The sequence below is a fragment of the Microcoleus sp. Pol12B3 genome (genome assembly GCF_036701355.1).
Classification (GTDB): domain Bacteria; phylum Cyanobacteriota; class Cyanobacteriia; order Cyanobacteriales; family Microcoleaceae; genus Microcoleus.
This window is the reverse complement of record NZ_JAUBQS010000013.1, coordinates 114,665-138,699: the sequence shown is the minus strand read 5'-3', so window position 1 is coordinate 138,699 and position 24,035 is coordinate 114,665. Positions and strand designations below refer to the sequence as shown.

9 protein-coding genes and 1 tRNA gene are annotated in these 24,035 nt (G+C 47.7%); 5 read left to right on the top strand and 5 right to left on the bottom strand.

Annotated elements, in window-relative coordinates; genetic code table 11:
- Window positions 1-89: 89 nt before the first annotated feature.
- The 4 genes from gcvT to QUA53_RS09470 form a co-directional block, all read right to left on the bottom strand.
- Window positions 90-1,241: a glycine cleavage system aminomethyltransferase GcvT gene (gene gcvT / locus QUA53_RS09485; RefSeq protein WP_333096621.1), complete on the bottom strand. Its 1,152-nt coding sequence runs from the start codon at window positions 1,239-1,241 to the stop codon at window positions 90-92.
- A 192-nt stretch (window positions 1,242-1,433) separates the two neighbouring features.
- Window positions 1,434-1,506, bottom strand: a tRNA-Ala gene (locus QUA53_RS09480).
- Window positions 1,507-1,659: 153 nt separating this feature from the next.
- A complete protein-coding gene (locus QUA53_RS09475; protein WP_333079270.1) occupies window positions 1,660-1,863 on the bottom strand; it encodes a hypothetical protein in 204 nt (67 codons plus the stop codon).
- Window positions 1,864-2,297: 434 nt separating this feature from the next.
- Window positions 2,298-7,034 (bottom strand): glutamate synthase-related protein, encoded by a 4,737-nt coding sequence (locus QUA53_RS09470; protein WP_333096619.1) that lies wholly within the window; start codon window positions 7,032-7,034, stop codon window positions 2,298-2,300.
- Window positions 7,035-8,519: 1,485 nt separating this feature from the next.
- Between QUA53_RS09470 and QUA53_RS09465 the strand changes: the two genes are divergently transcribed.
- From QUA53_RS09465 to QUA53_RS09455, 3 genes are all read left to right on the top strand, one after another.
- Window positions 8,520-14,006 (top strand): AAA family ATPase, encoded by a 5,487-nt coding sequence (locus QUA53_RS09465; protein WP_333096617.1) that lies wholly within the window; start codon window positions 8,520-8,522, stop codon window positions 14,004-14,006.
- 115 nt (window positions 14,007-14,121) lie between these two features.
- Complete coding sequence (locus tag QUA53_RS09460) at window positions 14,122-16,254, top strand: phosphodiester glycosidase family protein (protein WP_333096615.1); 2,133 nt, start codon at window positions 14,122-14,124, stop codon at window positions 16,252-16,254.
- A gap of 182 nt (window positions 16,255-16,436) precedes the next feature.
- Window positions 16,437-16,649: a hypothetical protein gene (locus QUA53_RS09455; protein WP_333248813.1), complete on the top strand. Its 213-nt coding sequence runs from the start codon at window positions 16,437-16,439 to the stop codon at window positions 16,647-16,649.
- 51 nt (window positions 16,650-16,700) lie between these two features.
- Here QUA53_RS09455 and QUA53_RS09450 read toward each other — a convergent pair whose 3' ends face one another.
- Complete coding sequence (locus QUA53_RS09450; protein WP_333096611.1) at window positions 16,701-17,834, bottom strand: succinylglutamate desuccinylase/aspartoacylase family protein; 1,134 nt, start codon at window positions 17,832-17,834, stop codon at window positions 16,701-16,703.
- Window positions 17,835-18,056: 222 nt separating this feature from the next.
- Between QUA53_RS09450 and QUA53_RS09445 the strand changes: the two genes are divergently transcribed.
- Both QUA53_RS09445 and QUA53_RS09440 read left to right on the top strand, forming a co-directional pair.
- On the top strand, window positions 18,057-20,807 hold the full coding sequence (locus QUA53_RS09445; RefSeq protein WP_333096609.1) for a DEAD/DEAH box helicase: 2,751 nt from the start codon (window positions 18,057-18,059) through the stop codon (window positions 20,805-20,807).
- Between the two features lie 391 nt (window positions 20,808-21,198).
- Entirely contained in the window at window positions 21,199-23,940 is a 2,742-nt protein-coding gene (locus QUA53_RS09440) for a family 10 glycosylhydrolase (protein ID WP_445304932.1), read from the top strand.
- Window positions 23,941-24,035: the final 95 nt, after the last annotated feature.

The following is a 24,035-nucleotide window of genomic DNA, read 5'->3' as shown; positions in this document are numbered from 1 at the left end:
ACTCCAACCCTTATGGGCTTACCCTATCGCTGCTAGCCATCCCCCCTTTTCAGGTTTCGGCTAAACGAATCGCACCTTACCTACTTAATTTAACTGGGGCGGTTTGGCGAGCGATAAAATGGTTTTTTCACCACACTAGCCGGATAGTTTTTCCCGCGAATTTCGATTTCTAATTGCTGACCGATTTTCGCTAATTTTGCTGGAACAACCGCGAGGGCTACTGCCCGATTCAAAGTAGGCGATAATGTACCGCTAGTAACTTCTCCTACTGTTTCGCCTTCAAATATTACCGGGTAGCCGTGGCGTGCAATGTGCCGCCCCTGCATTTCTAGCCCTACCAACCTCTTTGATACTCCACTCGCTTTCTGCTGTTCCAAAACCTCGCGTCCAATAAAATCACCTTTGCTATCGAGGTGAACTACCCAACCCAATCCAGCCTCTAAAGGCGTGATATTGTCGTCGATATCTTGACCGTAAAGAGCCATTGCTGCTTCTAAACGCAAAGTATCTCTCGCGCCCAATCCGCAGGGAACAACGCCAGCAGCTAACAATTTTTGCCACAGTTCTTTTCCTACTTCGGCATCCACCATGATTTCAAACCCATCTTCGCCGGTGTAACCTGTTCTGGCGATAAAACTCGGCTGTCCCAACAGATTTATTTCTAAGTGACCGAAAGCTTTAATTGGTGCGAGGCTGTCTTCCACAAAAGGCTGGATATAGTTAACAGCTTCGGGCCCTTGAATTGCAATTAAAATTTTATCTTCGGAGAGGTCTGTAAAACTGAGTTCGCTCAATTCTAAGTGAGTAGCGATCCATGCTTTGTCGGCGAGGCGAGTGGCGGCGTTGACAATGATTACTGCACGTTCTTCGCTAGTGATAGGGTCGGGTTCTTGGCAGTAGAAAATAATGTCGTCTAAGATGCAGCCTTTGGCATTTAGCAAGACTGTATATTGAGCTTGACCGGGTTGCAAGCGACTCAAGTCTGAGGGTACTAAGGGTTGAAATTTTTCTCTTACTTGTTTCCCTGTCAAACAGAATTTTCCCATGTGGGAAATGTCGAACATTCCTGCTTGCTGGCGTACTGCTTGGTGTTCGCTGCTGATGCCTGCGTACTGCACCGCCATCTCCCACCCGGAAAAGGGTACCATCCGGGCTTTGAGTTCTAATGATAGGTCGTACAGAGGCGTGCGGGCAAGTTGGCTCGGACTCTCTGGATTGCTGGATTCAGTTGACTTTGCCACAGGTAGCGCTTTGGTTGCGGGTAGACTGTTTTGATTTTACGGGAAAATTGGTTTTCGCGGTGTGTAGCCCGATCAAATTTAACGACACGCCTATGCTGTTTAGGTACAAGTCGCGATCGAATTTAAGCACGCGGTGGTAATGTTTCGGTACAAATTAGGACACAGCAGTGATGTATCCCTAATCTTGATTAATGGAGAATAGCGGGCTCGAACCGCTGACCCCTACAATGCCATTGTAGTGCTCTACCAACTGAGCTAATTCCCCTTTCTTTTCGCGCTCTCAATCATGCCTTAACTGACCAATATTTGTCAAGCTTTTTGGAGAAATTAGTTTTGAGCCTTCGGCTAGCAAGGCTTTCGGCTTTTTTTTCACAAAACTCTCCTCGCTTCTGGACAAGGGTCAATCGCCTACTATCATTTAGTAAGTGTGTTGGGATATTTCAGTTAAATGGCTCAAACAAGACCCCATGAGAAAGTAGACGACTAGCAGGGCGGCGGCTGAGACCGCAACTAGAGCACCTGCTAGCATTAGTGAAAATTCCCGTTGCGCGATCGCCTCTTGCATTAAGTGCAAAGACCAGGCAACGAGGGCAACGTCAATTATTAAAATAGAAATCAGCATAAGTTACGATTTGTAACAGCTCACCTATTGTAACAAAACTTTTCGCTCCGTGCAGATAAGCTCAGGCGTATTTAACTTTTGCTGTAAAACCCTGAGGGAGCAGGGGAAAGCTAGTGAGAAAAACTTATAGCTTTTATTGATAATTACAATATGCAAAGTAAATGAGAGCTAGCTCAGCTTTAGAGGTGGCGTTTTTGACTGTTGAGCGATCGATTAAGAGCCCGATAGCTGCGCTTTACACGCTTTTTTGAGGGGTCAGGGTGCGATCGGCCTTGGAGTATAAGTGATGTGATAGCAATTTTTGTAAATAGAAAAGAAAGTGCGATCGCAACTTTTGTTCTAGCCAAGCGCAAATCATCAGAAATTGTTGAGTATGTGAAGATTAAAAAAGGGGCAACTCGCGTCGCCCCTCATCTATTTAACCAACTGCAAAATTACACTTCCACAGCAATCTTTTGTTCCGAAGCCTCCGGCGAATTCGCTTCACTCGGCGGCACAACTTGCCAGAACTTAGGCAAATATTCCGACCAATTTGCTAAAATCTTCTCAGCTTTCTTGCTACCGGTTCGATCGCGCTGAGCCTCAATCAACTCCTTCAATTGCGCCTCCCCAGCAGCCGTACAAACGCGCTGCATCTTCACAATCTCCCCGTTGACGTGAGCCGGGAAAGTCCCATCTTCATCGAGGAAATAAGCCAAGCCACCAGTCATTCCAGCGCCGACGTTGCGGCCGACTTTTCCTAACACGACAATTACGCCGCCCGTCATGTACTCGCAGCAGTGATCGCCCGCACCTTCAATGACTGATTTCGCCATTGAGTTACGCACCGCAAACCGTTCGCCAGCTTTACCCGCAGCCAACAGAGTTCCCCCCGTCGCACCGTACAAACAAGTGTTGCCGACGATCGCATTTTCGGAAGCATCGTAAGTCGCACCAGCCGGCGGTGCGATCGCGATTTCGCCACCGTGCATCCCTTTACCAACATAGTCATTGGCTTGGCCTGACAGTACCAGCGTCATCCCCGGCAAATTGAACGCGCCGAAGCTTTGGCCCGCGCTACCAGTGAAGTTGAGGGTGATTTGACCGCTAAAGCCCGTGTTGCCGTGTTGCTGTGCGATCGCACCTGCCAAACGCGCTCCCACAGTGCGATCGGTATTCACCAATTTTACACTCTTGCTAACAGTGCCGTGATTGGCGATCGCACTTTGAATCTCCGCATCCGCGAGCAAATCGTCGTCTAACACAGGCCCGTTGGTGTGTACGTCGCCGTGAATCAAGAAAGATCGATCGCTCTTAGTATCCGGTAACTTGGTCAAACAATCCAAATTAATTGCTTGAGTTTTAGTTAGTTTCACCCCATCGCGCATTTTCAACAAATCCGCGCGGCCGATGATATCTGCGATCGACTTATAACCCAATTTCGCCAGCAAACTCCGCACTTCTTGTGCTACGAAATAGAAGAAATTAACAACGTGTTCCGGCGTTCCGGGGAACCGTTTCCGCAAGTGTTCTTGTTGAGTTGTCACCCCCACCGGACAACTATTCATGTGGCAAACGCGAGCCATAATGCAGCCTTCTGCAATCATTGCCACCGTGCCGAAACCGTACTCTTCGCCGCCCATCAAAGCGCCTACAATCACGTCCCAGCCGCTTTTAAAGCCACCGTCAACGCGCAGCAAAACTCGATCGCGCAATTTATTTTCCATCAGCACCCGGTGAACTTCGGTCAACCCGAGTTCCCACGGAGAACCTGCGTGCTTAATCGAACTCAGTGGCGAAGCACCGGTGCCGCCATCGTGGCCGGAAATTTGAATCACATCAGCATTGGCCTTGGCGACACCAGCCGCTACAGTCCCGATGCCGACTTCCGACACCAACTTCACCGAAACTCCTGCTTTCGGATTGATTTGGTGCAAGTCAAAAATCAACTGCGCCAAATCCTCGATCGAATAAATATCGTGGTGAGGAGGAGGCGAAATCAGCGTGACACCCGGTTTCGATCGGCGCAAATAAGCAATGTACTCGCTCACTTTCGCCCCTGGCAATTGACCGCCTTCACCCGGTTTCGCACCTTGTGCGATTTTAATTTCGATTTGTTCGGCGTTCATCAGGTACTCAGGAGTCACCCCGAAGCGTCCCGAAGCTACTTGTTTGATGGATGAAGAAGCTGTATCGCCGTTCTGCAAACCTTTTAAGTGAGGTAGCGTTTGTGAGAAACCGCTCTCGCTCACATCGTTTAGCACTTTGTAGCGCACCGGGTCTTCGCCGCCTTCGCCGGAGTTCGATTTACCGCCGATACGGTTCATGGCAATCGCTAGCGTTTCGTGGGCTTCCGGGGACAAAGCGCCGAGAGACATTCCGCCCGTGGCGAAGCGTTTGACAATATCTGCTACAGATTCTACGTCTTCAATGGGAATGGAAGGACGATCGCTCTGGAAATCCAGCAAATCCCGCAAAGCCGTTACCGGGCGATTTTCGAGCTGTTTCTTGTAAACCTCGTAATGGTCGTAGGCACTTTCACCATTTTTGTCACCAATTGGTGTCATTTTTGGTTCTGCCCCGTTGCCATTACTGTTAGTTTGAGCCTTAAAAGTAGTCACAGCCTTGTGCAAAGCCTTCGCCATTTCCGGGCTGTTCATGTGATATTCACCGCCCCGGCGGTACTGCACGAAGCCGTAATTTTCCAGCTTTTTGAGGTGCAATTCTGGGAAAGCCTGACTGTGGAAAGACATTACCTCGTTAGCCAGTTCCGCCACACTCAAACCGCCGATGCGGGAAACAGTGCCTTTGAAACCCAAATCGAGCAAATCACCGCCAATGCCGATCGCCTCAAAGATTTGCGCCCCCTGATAGCTAGCCAGCAGTGAAATCCCCATTTTCGACATGATCTTCAGCAAGCCGTTTTCCACCGCTGTGCGGTATCTAGCTTGAGCCTGCGTCACGGTAATATTGGGAATTTTGCCGTGCTGCATCAAGTTTTGAGTCTTGGTGTCAGACCACCAGGCGCGCACGCTTTCCAAGGCCAGGTAAGGACAAATAGCGATCGCACCGTAACCGATCAAACAAGCGAAGTGGTGAGTGCTCCAACACTGGGCGGTATCGACAACTAGGGAAGTTTGCATCCGCAGGCCGACGCTAATTAAGTGGTGGTGAACCGCGCCAACTGCCAGGAATGGCGGAATATAAGTGAATTCTGCACTCAATCCCACAGAAGAGCCATCGCCTTCTTTTTTCAAAAGTCGATCGCTCAAAATCAGAATTCTCGAACCCTCGCGCACCGCTTGAGCCGCCTCTTGACAAAGTTGCTCGACTGCTGTGTTCAAACCGCTAGGCCCGGCGGCAATTTTGTAAAGCGTTGACAATTCGGTAGCTAGGAAAGACTTTTGGTCTTTCAAGACAGACAGTTCAGCGTCGTTGAGTACGGGGGAATCAATTTTCAGCCGCTTGGCATTTTCCGGCACTGCTTGCAGCAAATTGCCCCGCAGGCCGACATTCATCGTCAGCGACATCACCATCCCCTCGCGCAGGGGGTCGATCGGCGGATTTGTCACTTGAGCGAACCGCTGTTTGAAATAGTTGTACAGCAACTGAGGCTTTTCTGACAACACAGCCAAGGGAACGTCGTCGCCCATGCAGAAAGTAGGTTCTTTCCCAGAACTGGCCATCTCGACGATCACCATGTCCAAATCTTCGGCTGTATAACCGAAAGCTGTTTGGGTTGCTAACAGCGTTTGCGAGTCGAGCGTTGGGGTTTCGGCAAAAGGCTGCGGTTCCAAGGTTTCGCGGTGTTTTTGCAGCCATTCGCCGTAGGGGTGCCGCTTAGCAATTCGCTGTTTGAGTTGCCAATTTTTGAGAATTTCTTGAGTTTGCAGGTCAACTGCAATCATTTGTCCTGGCCCCAAACGGCCTTTTTCGACAATATCTGCTTCGGGAATATCGACAACTCCGGCTTCGGAAGCAACAATTACCAAACCGTCTTTAGTAATGCAGTAGCGCGCCGGCCGCAAACCGTTGCGATCGAGCGTAGCACCTACTTGTTTCCCGTCGCTGAACACCAGCAGTGCGGGGCCGTCCCAAGGTTCTTGAAGGCCGCTGTAATATTCGTAAAAATCGACAATTTCTGGATAAGGAGCCAAATCCGGCTGATTTTTGTAAGCTTCGGGAACCAGAATTGTCAGGGATTCCAGGGGGGTGCGGCCGGAGTGTACCAACAACTCCATCACGTTGTCCAAGTTTGCCGAATCGCTGCTTTCGGGGTTGACAATTGGGTTAAACGTGTCGATATCAGCTTGACTCCAATTCGGGTGAGCTAAATTCGCTTGCCGCGCTTTCATCCAGGTAATATTGCCCAACAGCGTGTTAATTTCCCCGTTGTGTCCCAGCAAGCGCATGGGCTGGGCTAAGTGCCAGCGGGGCATGGTATTGGTGCTGAAGCGCCGGTGATAGACGGCAAAGGAGCTTTTATAAGCGGGATTTTTCAGGTCTGGGTAAAATTCTGCTAGTACGGCCGATCGCACCATGCCTTTATAGACGATCGTGCGGCAGGAGAAAGAGCAAGTATAAAAGTCTTCGCGGGTGAAGTTGGGCCGATTTGACAGCGCGTGTCCGATCGTGCGGCGCGCCAGAAATAGGTGTCTGTCGAGTTCGTCTCCGGCTAATTGCGGTGAACTGACAATTACTTGTTCGATTTTAGGTTGATTTTCTAGCGCTTGCTCGCCCAAAACCGACGGTACAATGGGAACTTTGCGCCATCCCACAACTGTCAGCCCGCGATCGGTCAGAACTTCCTCAACCACCTGTCGCGCTATATTCGCTTGACTTTCATCTTGAGACAGGAAAAGCATTCCCACGCCGCAGTTTTCCCGCGCCGGAGGCACAATTCCCTGTTCGGCAAACCAAGCATCGAGCAATTCCCAAGGAATCGCGGTCATCAAACCCGCACCGTCGCCGGAATCTTGGTCGGCGCTGCAACCGCCGCGGTGTTCCAGACAAGTTAAGGCTGGCAGAGCTTTTTGAATTAAGGAGTGAGTAGCTGCACCGTTTTGATTGGCAATAAAACCCACACCGCAGGCATCTCTTTCTTCCACTAACCAGCTTTGGCCGGCATAAGGAGTTCCTCGCTCAGTCTGATGCACGTTTCTATTTCTGTTTGGATCGATCGTGTTACCCATGTTGATTGAATGTTATTTCCGTGATTGTGTGGTGGATGCGTTTTTATAGCTCGGAGAGAGAAGGCTGCCGAGCGGTGGGAGCCTAGTAAACTTTAAGACAGCACATTGGAAGCTGATTTGATTAAAAATTTACGTCTATGCGGCCTGTACTTAGCACTTAAACCCTGTTTGCAGATTTTAAATTATCTCGCTAGCATCCTCTCGGAGATGTCTCCTAGAATACCCGGCTGTTAAAAAGCAGTGATTCTTGGAGAAATTGCCACCATGCGACTAGATACATTGCAGCCGATTCCCTACGGGATAGCTGCGCTTCACGAGTGTTTTGGGTGGGTTTTTCCTGAGTTCGCAAGGGTAGCCTTGCGGACTCAGGTAGATAGTAACTTTAGCGTTATTTTGCTTGCTGCGCTGTTGAGTTGCTTTCGTCAGCGCCCGCAGACACAAAAGCCACCTGCCCGCTCAGTCGGTAGGTGCAATGTAGGAGCGCGGTTCACAACTGGTGAAACCTGTCTTATTGTGAAGTCAACTCTCAAGCCGCGAACATCAAGTTTATCAAAAAATTGATAAAATTTCACCCATTACAGTCAGAGTTTGTGTGCAAGTCTTGTCAGCGATCATCCAGAACCCACGCTAAGATGCCTAGCCGAAAAAGGTTGACAGTTATCCATAACTCTAATTTATATTTTCCCCCGCAAAGTTTTGTCAGTCATCAATGCAGGCTATTTCCAGGATTTCTCACACATTAGGAGCATCTGGTAGAGCCGGCGCCACTTTTTTGACCACGCCCCCAAATGGATACTTGCTTGCTGACAGGATTCGGGGAGAGGCAAAAATTTTAGACTACTGTTCAAGCTGCCAGATTCATTGAAGTAAATCTCAAATCTCAAACTCAACTCGACTAACGCTCACAACCTTGTCATTGGTAATTTTGTTTAGCTCAACCGTGAGCGTTTTTACAGATTTGATTGGCATGGGGAATATTTCATGCCTATCTTTTATAAAAGAAAGCCATTTAGCGGAAATCGTAAGAGTGGTAAAATGTGCCGATGGTTATTACGCTCAATTCTGCATACAGGTAGACCTAGATTCACTTATATAAATCCTGGTAATCATATTACATTAAAAATAGAAATTCAAATAAGTTGACAATGATTAAAATGGCAGATAACTTGAGAATTCAATCTGTTCTCCTAACGAAGAGGTTAGATTAAATCAAGCCTGCCAACTTTTATTTTTGGGTGTTAATGACTCAGCAAATAGGCCAAAAGCTAAAGTTACTTTAGGTTGGCGCGATCTCAAAATAATAAGTAGACAACCTAAAGCACCCCAAATATTAAGTCTTGTTTGAAAAATCGCTTTTTTATAATTTAAGCTAGAAAGTAGCTTAAACTAAATATAGTTAATCAATAGCACAGCCGATAGAGGGAAAATAGTAGATATTAACTCTAAAAAGCTTCAGCTAGACAGAAGCAGTAGGAATACGTAGATATGGCTAGCATAACAAATATTTTTCGAGGATATGAGATTAACGAGCAAATATACGCAGGCAATCGAACTCTAGTTTATCGTGGCCGTCGGTCTTCTGATCAGCAGCCCGTAGTTATCAAACTGCTGCGAAATAACTTTCCCCGCTTCCACGAACTGGTTCACTTCCGCAATCAGTTTGTCATTACTAAAAACTTAGAGATCCCTGGCACTGTCAAGGCATACAGCCTGGAGACTTACCATAACCACTATGGTCTGGTAATGGAAGACTTTGGCGGAATTTCCTTAAGTAGCTACCTGGCTAGTCTGGTGTTCGCCAGCAGGGAACCTCTGGAAGGGTTGCCCATTAACGAGTTTCTTCCCATTGCAATTCAAATTGCCAACTCGCTTGACGGACTTTATCGCCACCACATCATCCATAAAGACCTCAAACCTGCCAACATTCTAATTAACCCTGTCAGCAAACAAGTTAAGCTGATTGACTTCAGCATCGCTTCCCTGTTGCCGCGCCAAACTCAAGAAATTCAAAACCCCAACCTCCTCGAAGGCACTTTACCTTACATATCTCCAGAACAAACTGGGCGAATGAACCGAGGCATTGACTACCGCACGGATTTCTACTCTCTGGGAGTCACATTCTACGAACTGCTGACGAGACAGTTGCCTTTCCAAAGCGAAGATCCGATAGAGTTAGTACACTGTCACCTTGCCAAGCAGCCTCTTCCAATCCATCACCTTAACAAAAGCGTTCCATTGGTGCTGTCTGAAATTGTGAGCAAACTGATGGCGAAGAATGCTGAAGATAGGTATCAAAGTGCTCTAGGACTCAAGTTTGATTTGGAAAATTGTTTGTACCAGTGGCAACAAACTGGAGAAATTGCCTCTTTTAAACTAGGCCAGCGAGATTTGTGCGATCGCTTCATCATTCCCGAAAAATTATATGGTAGAGAGAACGAAGTATTCTCCCTACTAGCAGCCTTCGATCGCGTTAGTGCAGGAAGTGCCGAAATGATGCTGGTGGCTGGCTTCTCAGGCATTGGCAAAACCGCTGTCGTCAACGAAGTTCACAAACCGATTGTCGCAGCTAGAGGCTACTTCATTAAAGGCAAATTCGACCAATTTGGACGCAGCCAACCATTCTCAGCTTTTGTACAAGCTTTTCGCGATTTAATAAACCAATTGCTGAGCGAAACAGATGCTAAAGTTGAACAGTGGAAGACTCAAATCCTGTCAGTATTGGGCCAGAATGCTCAGGTAATCGTTGAGGTAATTCCCGAATTAGAGCGGATTATCGGCGAGCAACCACCGACACCAGAACTTTCGGGCAGTGCTGCCCAAAATCGCTTCAATCGGTTATTAGAGAACTTCATTCAACTCTTCACCACCAAAGAACATCCCCTCGTCATCTTCTTAGACGACTTGCAATGGGCCGACTCAGCCTCATTGAACTTGATTAAACTTCTGACGAGCGATCGGCGCTATCTCTTATTAATTGGAGCGTATCGAGATAACGAAGTCAGTCCCGTACACCCTTTAGTGCTGACATTATCCGACATTCAACAAACCGGAGCTACGATAAACACCATTAGCCTCGCGCCCCTCGATTGCTTCAATTTGAATTGTTTGATTGCCGATACTTTAGTTTGTTCTAGAGCGTTGGCTATGCCCTTAACCGAACTGGTCGATCAAAAAACCCAAGGCAATCCATTTTTCAGCACACAATTCCTCAAATCTTTGCATGAAGATGGGTTAATTACATTTAATTTTGACGAGCGGTATTGGCAGTGCGATCTCGCCACAGTGCGAACCTTAGCCCTGACAGATGATGTTGTAGAGTTCATGGCGCTTCAATTGCAAAAGTTGCCATCCCAGACTCAAGAAGTTTTAAAGTTAGCTGCCTGCATTGGCAACGAATTCGATTTAGCAACGCTGGTGGTAGTTTGTGAAAAATCTGCTTCAGATACAGCAGCCAACTTGTGGCCTGCTTTGCAAGCAGGGTTGATTCTCCCACTAACTGAAGTTTATAAATTTTTCACTTCAGAGGAGTTGGAATTCAGAAATCAGAATTCAGAGGGAGAAAACAATACTTCTGACTCGTGGTTCCAGAATCCCGACTCCTGTAATTACAAGTTTTTGCACGACCGCGTACAGCAAGCAGGTTACGTTTTGATTCCAGAATCCCAGAAACAATCCACTCACCTCAATATTGGTCAACTTTTGTTGATTAATACTCCAACAACAGAAAGGGAAGAGAAAGTTTTTAATATAGTTAACCAGTTGAATTATGGTGTTGATTTAATTACCGAGCCAACCGAGCGTTACCAACTGGCTGAGTTGAATTTGATCGCGGGACGCAAGGCGAAGACTGCTACTGCTTATGCTGCTGCACGCAAATATTTAAGTTTTGGCAGGCAAATCCTAGCTCCCGATAGCTGGCAAACTCACTATGAAACAGCCCTCGATCTGCACGTATTAGCGGCAGAAACCGCATACCTGAGCTATGATTTTCATGACATGGAGCAATTAGCAGCTTTAGTTCTACACAATGCCAGAACGCTGCTGGATAAGGTGAAAGTTTATGAAATCGAGCTTTCTGCTTGTACGGCGCAAGTCAAACCTAAACAAGCCGTTGAAATGGGGTTAGCAGTTCTCAAACTCTTGGGAATCTGCTTCCCAGAAAATCCAACTCCGGCAGATATTCAGCAGCGACTAGAACAAACCGCGTCACTTTTTGCGGGTAAAAAAATCGCGGAGTTTATTGATTTGCCAGAAATGGAAAATCTCCAAAATCAAGCAGCATTGCGGATTCTCTCAGGTTTAGTTTCTCCAGCCTACATCACGGCTCCACTTCTCCTGCCACTGGTTATTGTGGAAATGGTGCATTTGTCGGTTAGTTATGGAAATGCTCCCTTATCTGCTTTTGCTTACGGCTTGTATGGATTGGTATTAAGCGGTGTAGTTCAAGATATTGAAAGAGGGTTTGAATTTGGGCAATTGGCGTTAAATATTGTTGATTTATTTAATGCTAATTACCTCAAAACCAAAGTATATTATACAGTCGGCGTTCACATCATACATGGTAAACATCATGTTAAAGAAACCATCCCTCTTTTAAAAGAGGGTTACGCCAGAGGACTGGAAACCGGAGAGCTAGAATTAGGATATTCAGCCAAAGAAATCTCTCAATATTCATATTTAATCGGTCGGGAAATTGCCGGACTAGAAGAGGAGGTAGCGACCTACTGCAATGCGCTGGTTGAATTCAAACAAGAAGTAGCGTTAAATTATACCCAAATCGTTCATCAGGCTTTATTAAACCTGCTGGGGCGATCGGAAAATCCCTGTCAATTTGTGGGAGATGCCTACAATGAAGAAAAAATGCTCCCATTTCACATCCAAGCAAACGATCGCAACGGACTCCACTATTTGTACTTCCATAAACTGCTTGTGTGTTACCTGTTTGGAGAAACCGAGCAAGCTTTAGAAAATGCTCGGCAAGCCGAACAGTATTTAGACGCGGTGACAGGTATGCTCAATGTGCCGATGTTCTACTTTTATGACTCTCTAGCACGGCTGGGCGTTTGTACCGATGTGGCTTCCTCCGAAGAGAAACAAGAACATCTGCAAAAAGTAAAAAGCAACCAAGAAACCCTTCATAAATGGGCACATCACGCCCCCATGAATTTCTCTCACAAATGTTACCTAGTGGAAGCCGAACTCTTCCGAGTGCTGGGTGAAAATGTGCAGGCGATGGAAAGTTACGATCGCGCCATTGTTCTTGCTAAAGAAAACGATTATCTCAACGAAGAAGCTCTGGCGAATGAATTGGCTGCTAAATTCTATCTGGCATGGGGGAAAGAAAAACTTGGCCAGGTATATCTAATAGATGCGTACTATGCTTATGCTCGTTGGGGAGCGAAAGCAAAAATCGAGGCTCTAGAGCAACACTATCCCGAACTTCTGGCTCCTATCTTCAAACAGGAGAATGCTGGTTCGTTCGAGAAAGGTACTACTTCCTATGAGAATTCATTAATTTCTAGTCATCGCCAAACAATTGCTGGAAGTACGAGTACCACAGTAATAGATTTACCAACAGTTATCAAAGCTTATCAAGCTTTGTCTAGCGAAATTAAGCTGGAACAATTGCTCACTACCCTTATGGAAGTAGCGATTCAGAATGCAGGCGCTCAAACAGGAGTATTAATTTTGAAAGAAGAGGACAACTGGACAATCGCCGTCCACTGTAGCGATCGCCAAGGTTGTCTTCTGCAAGAAACTATTGGGATTGAGGAGAGCGAATCAATTCCCCTGACTGTGATTAATTACGTCAAACGCACCCAGAAAACCCTAGTTTTCGATGATGTCAAGACTGAATTAATATTTACTTCTGACCCCTATATCAAGCAGCATCAACCTAAGAGCATCCTCTGTACTCCGATTATCCATCAAGGCAAAATGATGGCAATTCTGTATTTGGAAAATAATCTGACGACAGGGGCCTTCACTGGCGATCGCGTCGCCCTCCTCAACATTCTCTGCTCCCAAGCAGCCATCTCGCTGGAAAACGCCCGACTGTATCAACAATCTCAACAACTTTATCAACAATCTCAGGATTATGCGCAAAAACTGGAGCAGTCTATCCAGGATCTCAAACAGATGCAACTGCAATTGGTGCAGGGGGAAAAGATGTCTGCTCTCGGAAATTTAGTCGCAGGGGTAGCCCACGAAATTAACAATCCCGTAGGCTTTATCGCGGGTAACTTGCAACCTGCTCAAGAATACGTGGGGGATTTATTCAATTTGATTGATTTGTATCAAGAAAAATTTCCCAATCCGGGAGGGGAAATTGAAACAGAAATTGAGGATATAGACTTGGAGTATTTGCGAGAAGATTTGCCCAAATTGATTAGCTCGATGAAGGAGGGAGTCGAGCGTATTCGCAATATCAGTACGAGTTTGAGAACGTTTTCTAGGGCTGATAGCGATCGACCAGTTTCTTTCAATATTCACGATGGGATCGAAAGCACTCTGCTAATTCTCAAGCACCGTTTAAAAGCCAGCGAGTTCCGCCCTGCCATTGAAGTTGTGAAAGAGTATGGTAACTTGCCCCTAGTGAAATGCTTTCCCGGACAGTTGAACCAGGTATTTATGAACATACTGGCTAATGCCATTGACGCTCTGGAGGAGTCAAATAAGGGGCGGAGTTTCAGTGAAATTAAAGCCTTACCTAATGAAATCACGGTTCAAACTGCTCTGAGCGAAGACAACAATCAGGTTTTGATTCGCATTAAGGATAATGGAGTGGGGATGTCGAACGAAGTCAAGGAAAACATCTTTAACCATTTATTTACAACCAAGCCTGTGGGTAAAGGAACTGGATTAGGATTGTCGATCGCCCACCAAATTGTTGTGGAAAAACATGGAGGTACGTTACTCGTAAATTCTTCTTTGGGGCAGGGTTCGGAGTTTGTGATTTCTATTCCGGGGTGAGCCTTTTGTAGTAGGGCTTTAGCGCAATTAGCACCGTTTAGTAAGAAGAAACATACGGATATTCCGGGTTTCTAGATACCGATGCGTTTAGAAGTGAAAGTGTGAGTTTTAAGCTGTGAAACTTAATTTGTCCTGTTGGCGTTCCATATTGTCAGTCTCGATTTTACCCGTACTGGCCATCGCCCCGTCTTTAGTCTGGAATCAACCCGCAAGAACACAACAGGGGGAGAGGGCTGCGCTGATTCATGCTTCGATATCCCGCCAGGGAATGAATTCCCTGGCTGATAGCGAAAGTCGGTTAAAACCGACTCAAATATGGAGCGATAGTTCTCTTGAGAGAACTTCAGCTATGAGACAGCGGTTGAAACCCCTGTCGGACTTTAAGTTTTTGACTCAATCCCTACCGCCAGCTTCCACAATCAAACAAGGTCGCCAAGTTTCTCTAAACGGTCGCATTCTGCCCCTAGCTTGGACTCAGCAGCCGGCAAACAGCACTTCTGCGAATTTCCGAACTTGGATTGCTGACGTTGGATTGATGCAAAGTGGGGGAGTGGATTTGCTTAGCAGCGCCGACAGTGCCAAACAACCGGTGCAATGGTTTTCGATATCTTTAAGCGGCGCTCAAAGCTTAGCAGCGCGGGCAACAGGCTCGTATCGTTACTTAGATGTTACCGATTTTGCTAGACTTGCGGGCTGGGAGATATCTGCTGATGGGAATATTCTAAAAATTACTTCTCAAACTGCAAGTGTTACCGGAATTCGGCAAGCGGAAATAGAATCGGGCGATCGCATTGTAGTAGATCTCGATCGACCGGCCCCTTGGCAAGTCAACTTTGTCAATAAACCAATCCCGTCGCCGACACCCACACCCAACCCGACGGACGACCCCACAAAGCCCGCTATCCCACTGCCCAACCTCCATACAGCGCCAAACCTCGAAACACCAGACGACCCGACAAAACCCACTCTCCCAGTGCAAATAACGCCCGCAGCGCCGATCGCCGGTCAAGAATGGTCGATCGCGATCGATGCCAAAGTGGCACCCGCCTTACTTCAGCAGACTTTCTCAACCAGCCAACAATTGCTATCACTAAAAGTCGAACCTGACGGCGTTCAAACCAAGGTCAAAGTGACGATTCCTTTAGGTTGGCGGCCGCAAGTTTTCAGCCTGGGAAATCCCAATCGATTAGTTATCGACATTCGGCCAGATTGGTTAGTAGAAAAAAACATTGTTTGGGCGCCGGGTGTGCAGTGGCGGCAGCAGTATCACAATTTAGGAACTGGTCGTTTTCCGGTAGTTTGGCTAGAAGTTAATCCGCGTCAAGCTGGTGTAAAAATTAGACCAATTCTCAGCAATCGGCAGACAGATCAAGGGACTGCACCTTTATTGCAAACAGCCGAAGTTTCGGGAGCGGCTGCGGCGATTAATGCAGGTTTTTTCAATCGAATTAATAGGTTATCTTTAGGGGCAATTCGGCGGGACAATAAATGGCTTTCGGGGCCGATATTGAACCGGGGGGCGATCGCCTGGAACGATGGGGGCGAATTTGCGATCGATCGTTTAACTTTGCAAGAAACTGTGATAACTCCGGCAAATCAACCTTTGCCCGTTTCTCATCTCAATAGTGCCTACGTGCAATCGGGAATAGCTCGCTACAATCCTGATTGGGGAACAACTTATACTCCGTTATCTGGCAATGAAATAGTTGTGACAGTTGCGGGCGAGCGAGTTGTCAGCCAATCCCCCGGAGGTGCGGCGGGAACAACAACTTTTCCCATTCCAGCTAACGGTTATATTTTGGTTTTGCGTTCGGATTTTTTCCCTGCATCTGAACTATCTATCGGCACTTTATTGCGTTTAGAAACTAACACTTTTCCTGCTGATTTTAACCGTTTTCCGTACATTCTCGGCGGCGGGCCGGTGTTGGTACAAAACAGTCAAGTTGTGCTGGATGCGAAGGCGGAAGGGTTTAGCGATGCGTATGTTAGACAGACAGCAATTAGAAGTGCGATCGGGCGAAATGCTGCGGGGAATTTGCTGATTGTAGCGGTGCACAATCGCGCGGGCGGGGCGGGGCCAAATTTCGCAGAACTGGCGCAGATATTGCAGCAAATGGGTGCTGTGGAGGCTTTAAATTTGGATGGGGGAAGTTCGACGAGTTTGTATTTGGGAGGGAGTTTGCTCGATCGACCTCCGTCAACTGCTGCGAGAGTTCATAATGCGATCGGTATTTTCATTCAACCATAAACCGTCACCTTAAATTTTAGGGTGCGTCAGTGTGCGTTATCTTCTCAAAAATTGAGAATCTCCGCACTGACGCACCCTAAAAACTCTTGTCCCCCCTTGCTAAGCCGGGAGTAATAGTTAGACCCTTGCTAAGGATGGGAGTAAAAGTTTCTATAATCCCACATCGAGTGGCTTGTTTGTATGTGATAATAACGGGATATTCCCCGCGAAATTGGCAGGCTCAACACCTGTTTTTGACGGTTTTGAAAAATGATGCCGTTCCTGTGCCCGATCGCACTTCTGCGATTCCTCAACCGCTAGCCACCGTTATCGATCGCGCTTTAATTGACAATCCTGATATTTATTATAAAAGTGCGGCGGAATTTAAACAAGCCCTATTCAATAGTATATCGTAAATTATAGTTCGACTACCAATAGGTTTTCAGAAACCGGGTTTCTTGGTATTCTCAATCTGCCATCACAGACAACACATACTCTCCTTGATTTACTGAGTGATTGGTCGAAACATCAAAAATGAAAACATCCGACTCAGCACAAACATCAACCAAACTCGGAAATTCCCCATTCTTATTAAAGCTGAGAATTTGATAAAGCCGATCGCCCTTTTTGACACAACTCCCCAATTGCACTCGGTTTTGAATCATCCCGCCCGCCGGCGCGTAGTATTTGAACACTGAATTCTTGGGGGTAAAAATAACTTTATGCGCCGCAGTTTCCGGGAGAGGAAATCCATCTATTTTCAATAAACCCTTACTGGCTAAGTAATTTTTGATGCCCCGCAAGCCATTCGCCACCGACTCGGGATTCATTTCCATCCCCGAACCTAATTCTAAAGTCCAAGCTTCCACATCAAATTGGATCGCACTTCCCAACTCGGCCAAAATCTTCTCCAAAGCCAGCCAAGGCTTGAGAAACGCCTCGTCAAAAGCATCGCCGTCGTACTCGTTCATCAAGATTGCGCGATCGAGCAAAAAAGCTTTTGCACTCTCCTCGCGGGAATTAAAACAGTAAAGGTAATCTAAACTTTGATTCGTAGAACTGTGCAAGTCCAGCACATAGTCAGCATCCAAACACAAAGATTGTAGCTGATATCGGTAAAGTTCGCTGTAGGGGCAGCAACTAGGAGCGTTAATTTTTTCCAACTCTTTCGCAAAACTCAAAGCAATCGCTTTTCTGTAATGAACTTTGACAGTATCGGCATTGAGATGGATGTGAGACTTAGCAAAACCCAGAATATCTTCCCCTTGTTTTTCAAAATCCCAGAAAATCCGGTTCCAATTTACCCCATCATAAAGATTGTAGCGGCCTGGGGAAAAATGATGCGATCGCTGGCTGACACCCACAGGATTGCAAACAGGAACTAGCCAAATTTCCCCGCTTAACTGACTGCTGTCCAAAGACATTAAAAACTCAATTAATTGGTAAATCACAGCATTACCGCTAATCTCAGCGCCGTGGAGGTTAGATTGGAGATAAGCTTTTTTGCCGGGAATCGCACCTTGAAACTGATAGACTTGCAGTGAAAGCCGATCGCCAGAAGCAAGCTGCATCACAGGAATAGTCGAAATAACTGGAATCATAGAGAAGGAAGAAGGAAGAGGGAAGAAGGAAGAGGGAAGAGGGAAGAGGGAAGAAGGCAAAAATTTCTTCTGTCAACTGTCAACTGCCACCTGCCAACTGCCAACAGACTTATTCCTTCATAGCCGATTTGGTGGCGAAGGTTTAAAATCAGTACAGTCCTCTGCTGATTTGCTTGTAGCAAGATTTCAGCATACTTACCCTGCAACCTTATAATAATCCTTGTGCCAGACACTGCCCAGAACCGCCCAGAGCTGGATCTGAAGACCATATTTCCATTCGAGCTAGATAACTTTCAGAGAGAGGCGATCGCCGCCCTCGATGCAGGTAAATCGGTTGTCGTGTGTGCTCCCACAGGCTCTGGGAAAACGTTAATCGGGGAATACGCCATCCATCAAGCACTCTCCAGGGGGCGGCGCGTCTTCTATACCACTCCCCTCAAAGCTCTTTCTAACCAAAAGCTGCGCGACTTCCGCAGTCAATTTGGAGACGACAACGTAGGTTTGCTCACGGGCGACATCTCCGTCAATCGAGATGCGCCGATTTTGGTGATGACTACCGAAATATTTCGGAATATGCTCTACGGTACGCCGATCGGAGAAGTCGGTACTTCCCTCACCGGAGTCGAAACCGTGGTGCTCGACGAGTGTCACTACATGAACGATCGCCAGCGCGGTACCGTCTGGGAAGAATCCATCATCTACTGTTCGAGCGAAATTCAACTTCTCGCCCTCTCAGCAACCGTTGCCAATAGCGAGCAACTTACAGACTGGATTAACAAAGTCCACGGGCCCACAGAGCTCGTCTACTCAGACTTTCGGCCAGTACCGCTGCAATTCCACTTCGCCAACCAAAAAGGGATATTTCCCCTGCTAGACGAGACCGGCAAAAGAGCGAATGTTCGGTTAGTCCCCAAAAAGAAGCAGCAAAAAGTAGAAAGAGGCAGTATCCCCACTCCGAGTTTGACCGATGTTTTGGCGCGGTTGGACGATCGAGATATGCTACCAGCAATTTACTTCATCTTCAGCCGTCGCGGGTGCGACCAAGCAGTCGCAGAAGTCGGCAATTTCTCCCTGGTTAACGAAGCCGAAACAGCCGAACTCAAACGCATCATTGACGATTTTTTACAGCGAAACCCAGAAGCAGAACGCTTCGGTCAAAAAGAAGCTCTTTTAAAAGGCATCGCCGCCCACCACGCAGGCATTTTGCCCGCTTGGAAAGGTTTAGTAGAAGAACTCTTTGGCAGAGGTTTGATTAAAGTCGTATTTGCCACCGAAACTCTAGCAGCCGGGATTAATATGCCCGCCCGCACCACAGTCATTTCCACCCTGTCCAAGCGCACCGACAAGGGACACCGACTGCTAAACGCTTCAGAATTCCTGCAAATGGCCGGTCGGGCGGGTCGGCGGGGGATGGACAAGCTGGGGCACGTGGTCGCAGTTCAGACGCGCTTTGAAGGCGCAAAAGAAGCCTCTTATTTGGCAACAGCCAAAGCCGACCCCCTCGCCAGTCAGTTTACGCCCAGCTACGGCATGGTGCTGAATTTGCTGCAAACTCACACTCTCGACGAAGCTCAAGAGTTGGTAGAACGGAGTTTCGGTCAATACCTGTCTACCTTGTACTTGCAGCCGCAGCAAGAAGAATTAGATCGGCTGCAAACAGAATTGGCGGTGCTGGAAGAGTCCCTCGCTGCCGGAGGAAATGTCTCCACCCTGGAAAAAGAGCTCGCCCATTACGAAAAATTGCAGGCAAGACTCAAAGAAGACAAACGTTTGCTCAAAATTCTCTTGCAGCAAGCTGAAGAAGCCAGATTTAAGGAGATGTCCGTAGCTGTGGCTTTTGCAGTGCTCGGCACGGTTCTGAGTCTCAAAGGCAAGCACGTTCCGACAGCCAAACGATCGCACACAAATCCTGTACCCGCCGTATTGGTTGCCAAAATCGCAGGTTCCGGCCAAGCACCAAATTTGGTGTGCTTGGGCAAAGATAACCGCTGGTATGTCGTCGCCATTAGCGATGTCGCTACCCTGCACGCCGAATTACCTCGCTTGAGTGTTGCAGATACCTTGAACTCGCCGTCGGAAATGCCTCTGAGACTCGGCCAGTGCCGCTTGGGAAATGAAGAAACTGCTTCAATTGCTGCATCGATCCCACAATTGCCGGCACCGGAACCGAGCCCAGAGGCGATCGAGCAACAGCGGAAAATCGCAGCCCTAGAAGCTAAGCTAGAAATTCACCCGGTTCTAGAATGGGGCAATCCCGGTACTTTGCTCAAACGCCAGCGCCGCCGGGAAGAATTGAAAAAAGAAATCCGCAAAAGCGAACAAGAGTTAGAAAAGCAGCGAGCTCGCTACTGGGAGCAATTTCTCAACTTAATCGACATCTTGCTGAATTTCGGCTGCTTGGAAAGAGTAGTTTCGGCAACTGGAAACCGAGATGACTCCTCCGACAGGTTGGTGCCCACAATCTTGGGCCAAGCTTGCGCCGCCATTCGCGGCGATAACGAACTGTGGCTGGGTTTGTCCCTGATGTCTGCCGAGTTTGACGAACTCGACCCCCACCACCTCGCTGCTGCTTGCGCGGCCTTAGTTACAGAAGTTTCCAGGCCCGACAGTTGGACTCACTACTCGCTGTCGCCCGAAGTTTTGGCACCTTTGGACAATCTGCAAAAAGGCTTGCGCCGCCGGTTGTTTCAAGTTCAGTACCGTCATGAAGCTGCAATCCCGATTTGGCTGGAACGGGATTTAGTGACTTTGGTCGAACAGTGGGCTCTGGGTGTTGAATGGCTGGAACTGATTAGCCATACGAGTTTGGATGAAGGAGATGTGGTGCGGATTTTGCGCCGGACATTGGATTTCTTGTCTCAGATTCCTCACGTTCCTCACGTTTCGGATTCTTTGCGGAGGAATGCTTGTCGGGCGATGCAGTTAATCGATAGATTCCCGGTGAATGAAGCTGCAACGCCAGAAAATAGTTGAGTGTTGAGTGTTGAGTGTTGACTGTTGGCTGTAAGCTGTCCGGCATCTAAATTGTATTTTTGGTTTTTCAACCCAAATGCACGCAGATTTTAATCTAAAATCGTTTCCGGTGGCATCGATATTGTTCAAATGCCACAATGTCAAAACAGTCAACTGTCAACTGTCATGAGGAATAGATTTAGATTTAAATCCAAAATCTAAAATCCAACATCCAACATCTAAAATCTAAAATTTAAAATCGCTCGATCGCACTTTTTCCTGATTCAGGTTGCAGGCCAGGATAGAAAATTGTATGGTGCGGATCGATCGCTCTTAATTGTAATTGAATTTTTCTCAAGCGGTGTGGTGAGTAATTCTCATATTTATGCAACAAATCAATAAGCCCGATCAAATGCCTGATGCCTGCTCTCAGGCTCAAAAAATTCGCTTTTTCACTTTCTTGCAAAGAGTCTTAATTGGCACTCTAGCAAGTACATTACTCAATCTCTTTATTTTATTTCCCTCTCCGAGTTTCGCAGAAGTAGTTCTGGGCGTTGTTCGCAGTTCCGAGAATTCTCCCGATTGGGTGAAGATTACCACGCGCCTCTGGGAAAGCGGCATTGCTTACAAACCAATCAATCTCGAAGAAATCAAAAATGTGGCGGATTTAGCAGGCGTTAACGTGCTGTTTTTGCCCAACATTGAAACTTTGAGTCCGGCGCAAATTAAAGTTTTAGAAGCTTGGGCCTCCCAGGGCGGCCGCTTGATTGCTTCGGGCCCCGTCGGCCGCAGTTCCCCGGCTTTGGTGCGCCAATCTTTGCGATCGCTCCTTGGGGCCTATTGGGCTTTTCCCTTAACCCAACCGGCGACCCCGCAACCGCGCAGCCGGTGTCGAGATATTGCTTGCACTACTTCTAGCAGTTGGGTGCCATCAGAAGAAAAAAATGCCTCAGTCCAAGGCGGTGTCTTGATTCCGGCTGATGCCAACAGTCAAACAATTGCTACTTGGAAAGATAGTTCCGGTTCCTCCGCAGCCATCGCAACGGATCGCGCTACCTACCTCGGCTGGCGCTGGGGTAGCGACGGTTCGGCAAATGTAGATAAGGCTTGGCTGCAAGCCTCGATCGCCCGCTGGGGAGGCACGATCGCTTCTGGACCTGTAGCGCCGCCCACTGCTGCCGCGACCCCACTGCCAACTCCCCCCTCAAGAGTCACTAGAAACAGCCCTAGTTCGCCGCGTACTACCCCGCTGAGCCGACTTTCTCCATCGGGTGCGCTTCCAGATCCAGTTCCTGCAACTTTTACAGATCCTTCGGATCAGTCGGCGCCGCCGGGCTTGGACGTGCAGGCAAATTCCAATAAGCCGATCGTCAGCATTGAAGCGTACTTGATGCGCCAAGAACTCACCAACCTCCTCGGCAGGTTTGAAAGCGCCCTGACAGCAGCTAATTCAGCGAATACGCCTGTTAATCTCAATGCTGCTACTCCCCCTCAACTGGTAGCGGCAAGCAACAGTGCTGGTGGCCCGGCAGCCAGCCGCCCGCCTGTTCTGCAAGGAGCAACGGCGCGGGCGATCGCCCAAGCGCGGCAGGTTTTGCAAACTTTTGACCAACTCCTGCAACAGCAAAACTACGCGGAGGCTAGAAAGCAGTGGGTGGAAGCGCGACAGTTGCTGTGGCAAAATTACCCGAAGGAAGGACAGCGCGTTGGGGCGGAAATTCGGGCTGTTTGGCTCGATCGCGGTACGATCGTCGCAGCGCGATCTGAGCAGGGTTTGGCCGTAGTGTTCGATCGGCTCGCCGCCGCCGGTATCAATACCGTTTTCTTTGAAACTTTGAATGCCGGATATACGATTTATCCCAGTCAAGTTGCACCGCAACAAAATCCCCTAATTGTTGGCTGGGACCCGCTGGCATCTGCGGTTAAATTAGCTCACGAGCGAGGCATGGAACTGCACGCTTGGGTTTGGGTTTTTGCCACAGGAAATAAGCGCCACAATACTTTAATTGGCCAGCCTAGTTCTTATCCAGGGCCGGTACTTTCCGCTCATCCACAGTGGGCGAATATTGACAATAAAGGACGCACGCAAAATCCTAATGATGGTAAATTTTATCTCGATCCGGCGAACCCGGAAGCGCGTAATTATTTGCTGCAAATTATCGGCGAAATTGCCAACAACTACAAAGTAGATGGGGTGCAATTAGACTATATTCGCTATCCTTTTCAAGATGACAATGCGAATTTTACTTACGGTTACGGTATTGCGGGGAGGCAGCAATTTAGACAGTTGACTGGTGCAGACCCGGTGAATATTTCCCCTAAAAACGGGAGTTTGTGGCGCCAGTGGGTTGAGTTTAAAACTAATCAAATTAATAGTTTTGTAGCTGAAGTTTCTCAGCTTTTGCGGCAGAATTATCCGCGCACAATTCTTTCTGTGGCGGTGTTTCCGCACCCGGAAAGTCAGCGGATTTACAAAATTCAGCAAAATTGGGAAGTTTGGGCTCGTCAGGGCATTGTAGATCTGATTGTGCCGATGACTTATGCTTTGGATACCAACCGACTTCAGCGCATCACCGAACCGCTGGTAAAGGAACAAACTCTGGGTTCGGCTTTGATTTCTCCGGCGGTTAAGTTGTTGACTCTCCCGGAAGTTGTGGCGATCGACCAAATTCAAGCTTTGCGCGATTTGCCGACTGGGGGCTATGCTATTTTTGCGGTGGAAAGTATCAGCAGCGGGATGCAGGGGTTTTTTAACCGCACTCAAGGCCCGCCAGTGCGTTCCACTTCTGCAGCGCAGCCGATTCCTTACCGACAGCCGTTTGCGGCGGCGGCTTCGCGGTATACTGCTCTCAAGCAGGAATGGAGTTTTTTGTTGGCTAACAATCAGTTGCGGGTGTCGGAATCTGAACTAAAAGTTTTGCAAAGTCGAGCCGATGAATTGGCGCAAGCTTTGAGCAAATTGGCTGCAAATCCTTCTACGGAAAGTTTAGCCACTGCTAAAAGATTGTTGGGGAGTTTTCAATCTCAATTTCAATCTTCGATGCGCTTGCATTCTGCCGAAAATAGCTATCAGGTGCAAACTTGGCAAAATCGTTTGGAGAGTTTGGATATGCTGTTACGTTACGGCGAAAGGATGGAGTTGAATCGCAGGTAAATACAGATTTTTTGGGTGTGTCCTGCTGGGGATAGTGCGATCGTGCTAACATTTGGGCGATCGTACTCTAATTAATAAAACTTACGCACCTACTA

Coding starts and splice junctions, on each gene's coding strand:
- QUA53_RS09475 (WP_333079270.1), bottom strand. CDS start 1,863: ATGCTGATTTCTATTTTAATAATTGACGTTGCCCTCGTTGCCTGGTCT.
- QUA53_RS09470 (WP_333096619.1), bottom strand. CDS start 7,034: ATGGGTAACACGATCGATCCAAACAGAAATAGAAACGTGCATCAGACT.
- QUA53_RS09465 (WP_333096617.1), top strand. CDS start 8,520: ATGGCTAGCATAACAAATATTTTTCGAGGATATGAGATTAACGAGCAA.
- QUA53_RS09450 (WP_333096611.1), bottom strand. CDS start 17,834: ATGATTCCAGTTATTTCGACTATTCCTGTGATGCAGCTTGCTTCTGGC.
- QUA53_RS09440 (WP_445304932.1), top strand. CDS start 21,199: ATGCCTGATGCCTGCTCTCAGGCTCAAAAAATTCGCTTTTTCACTTTC.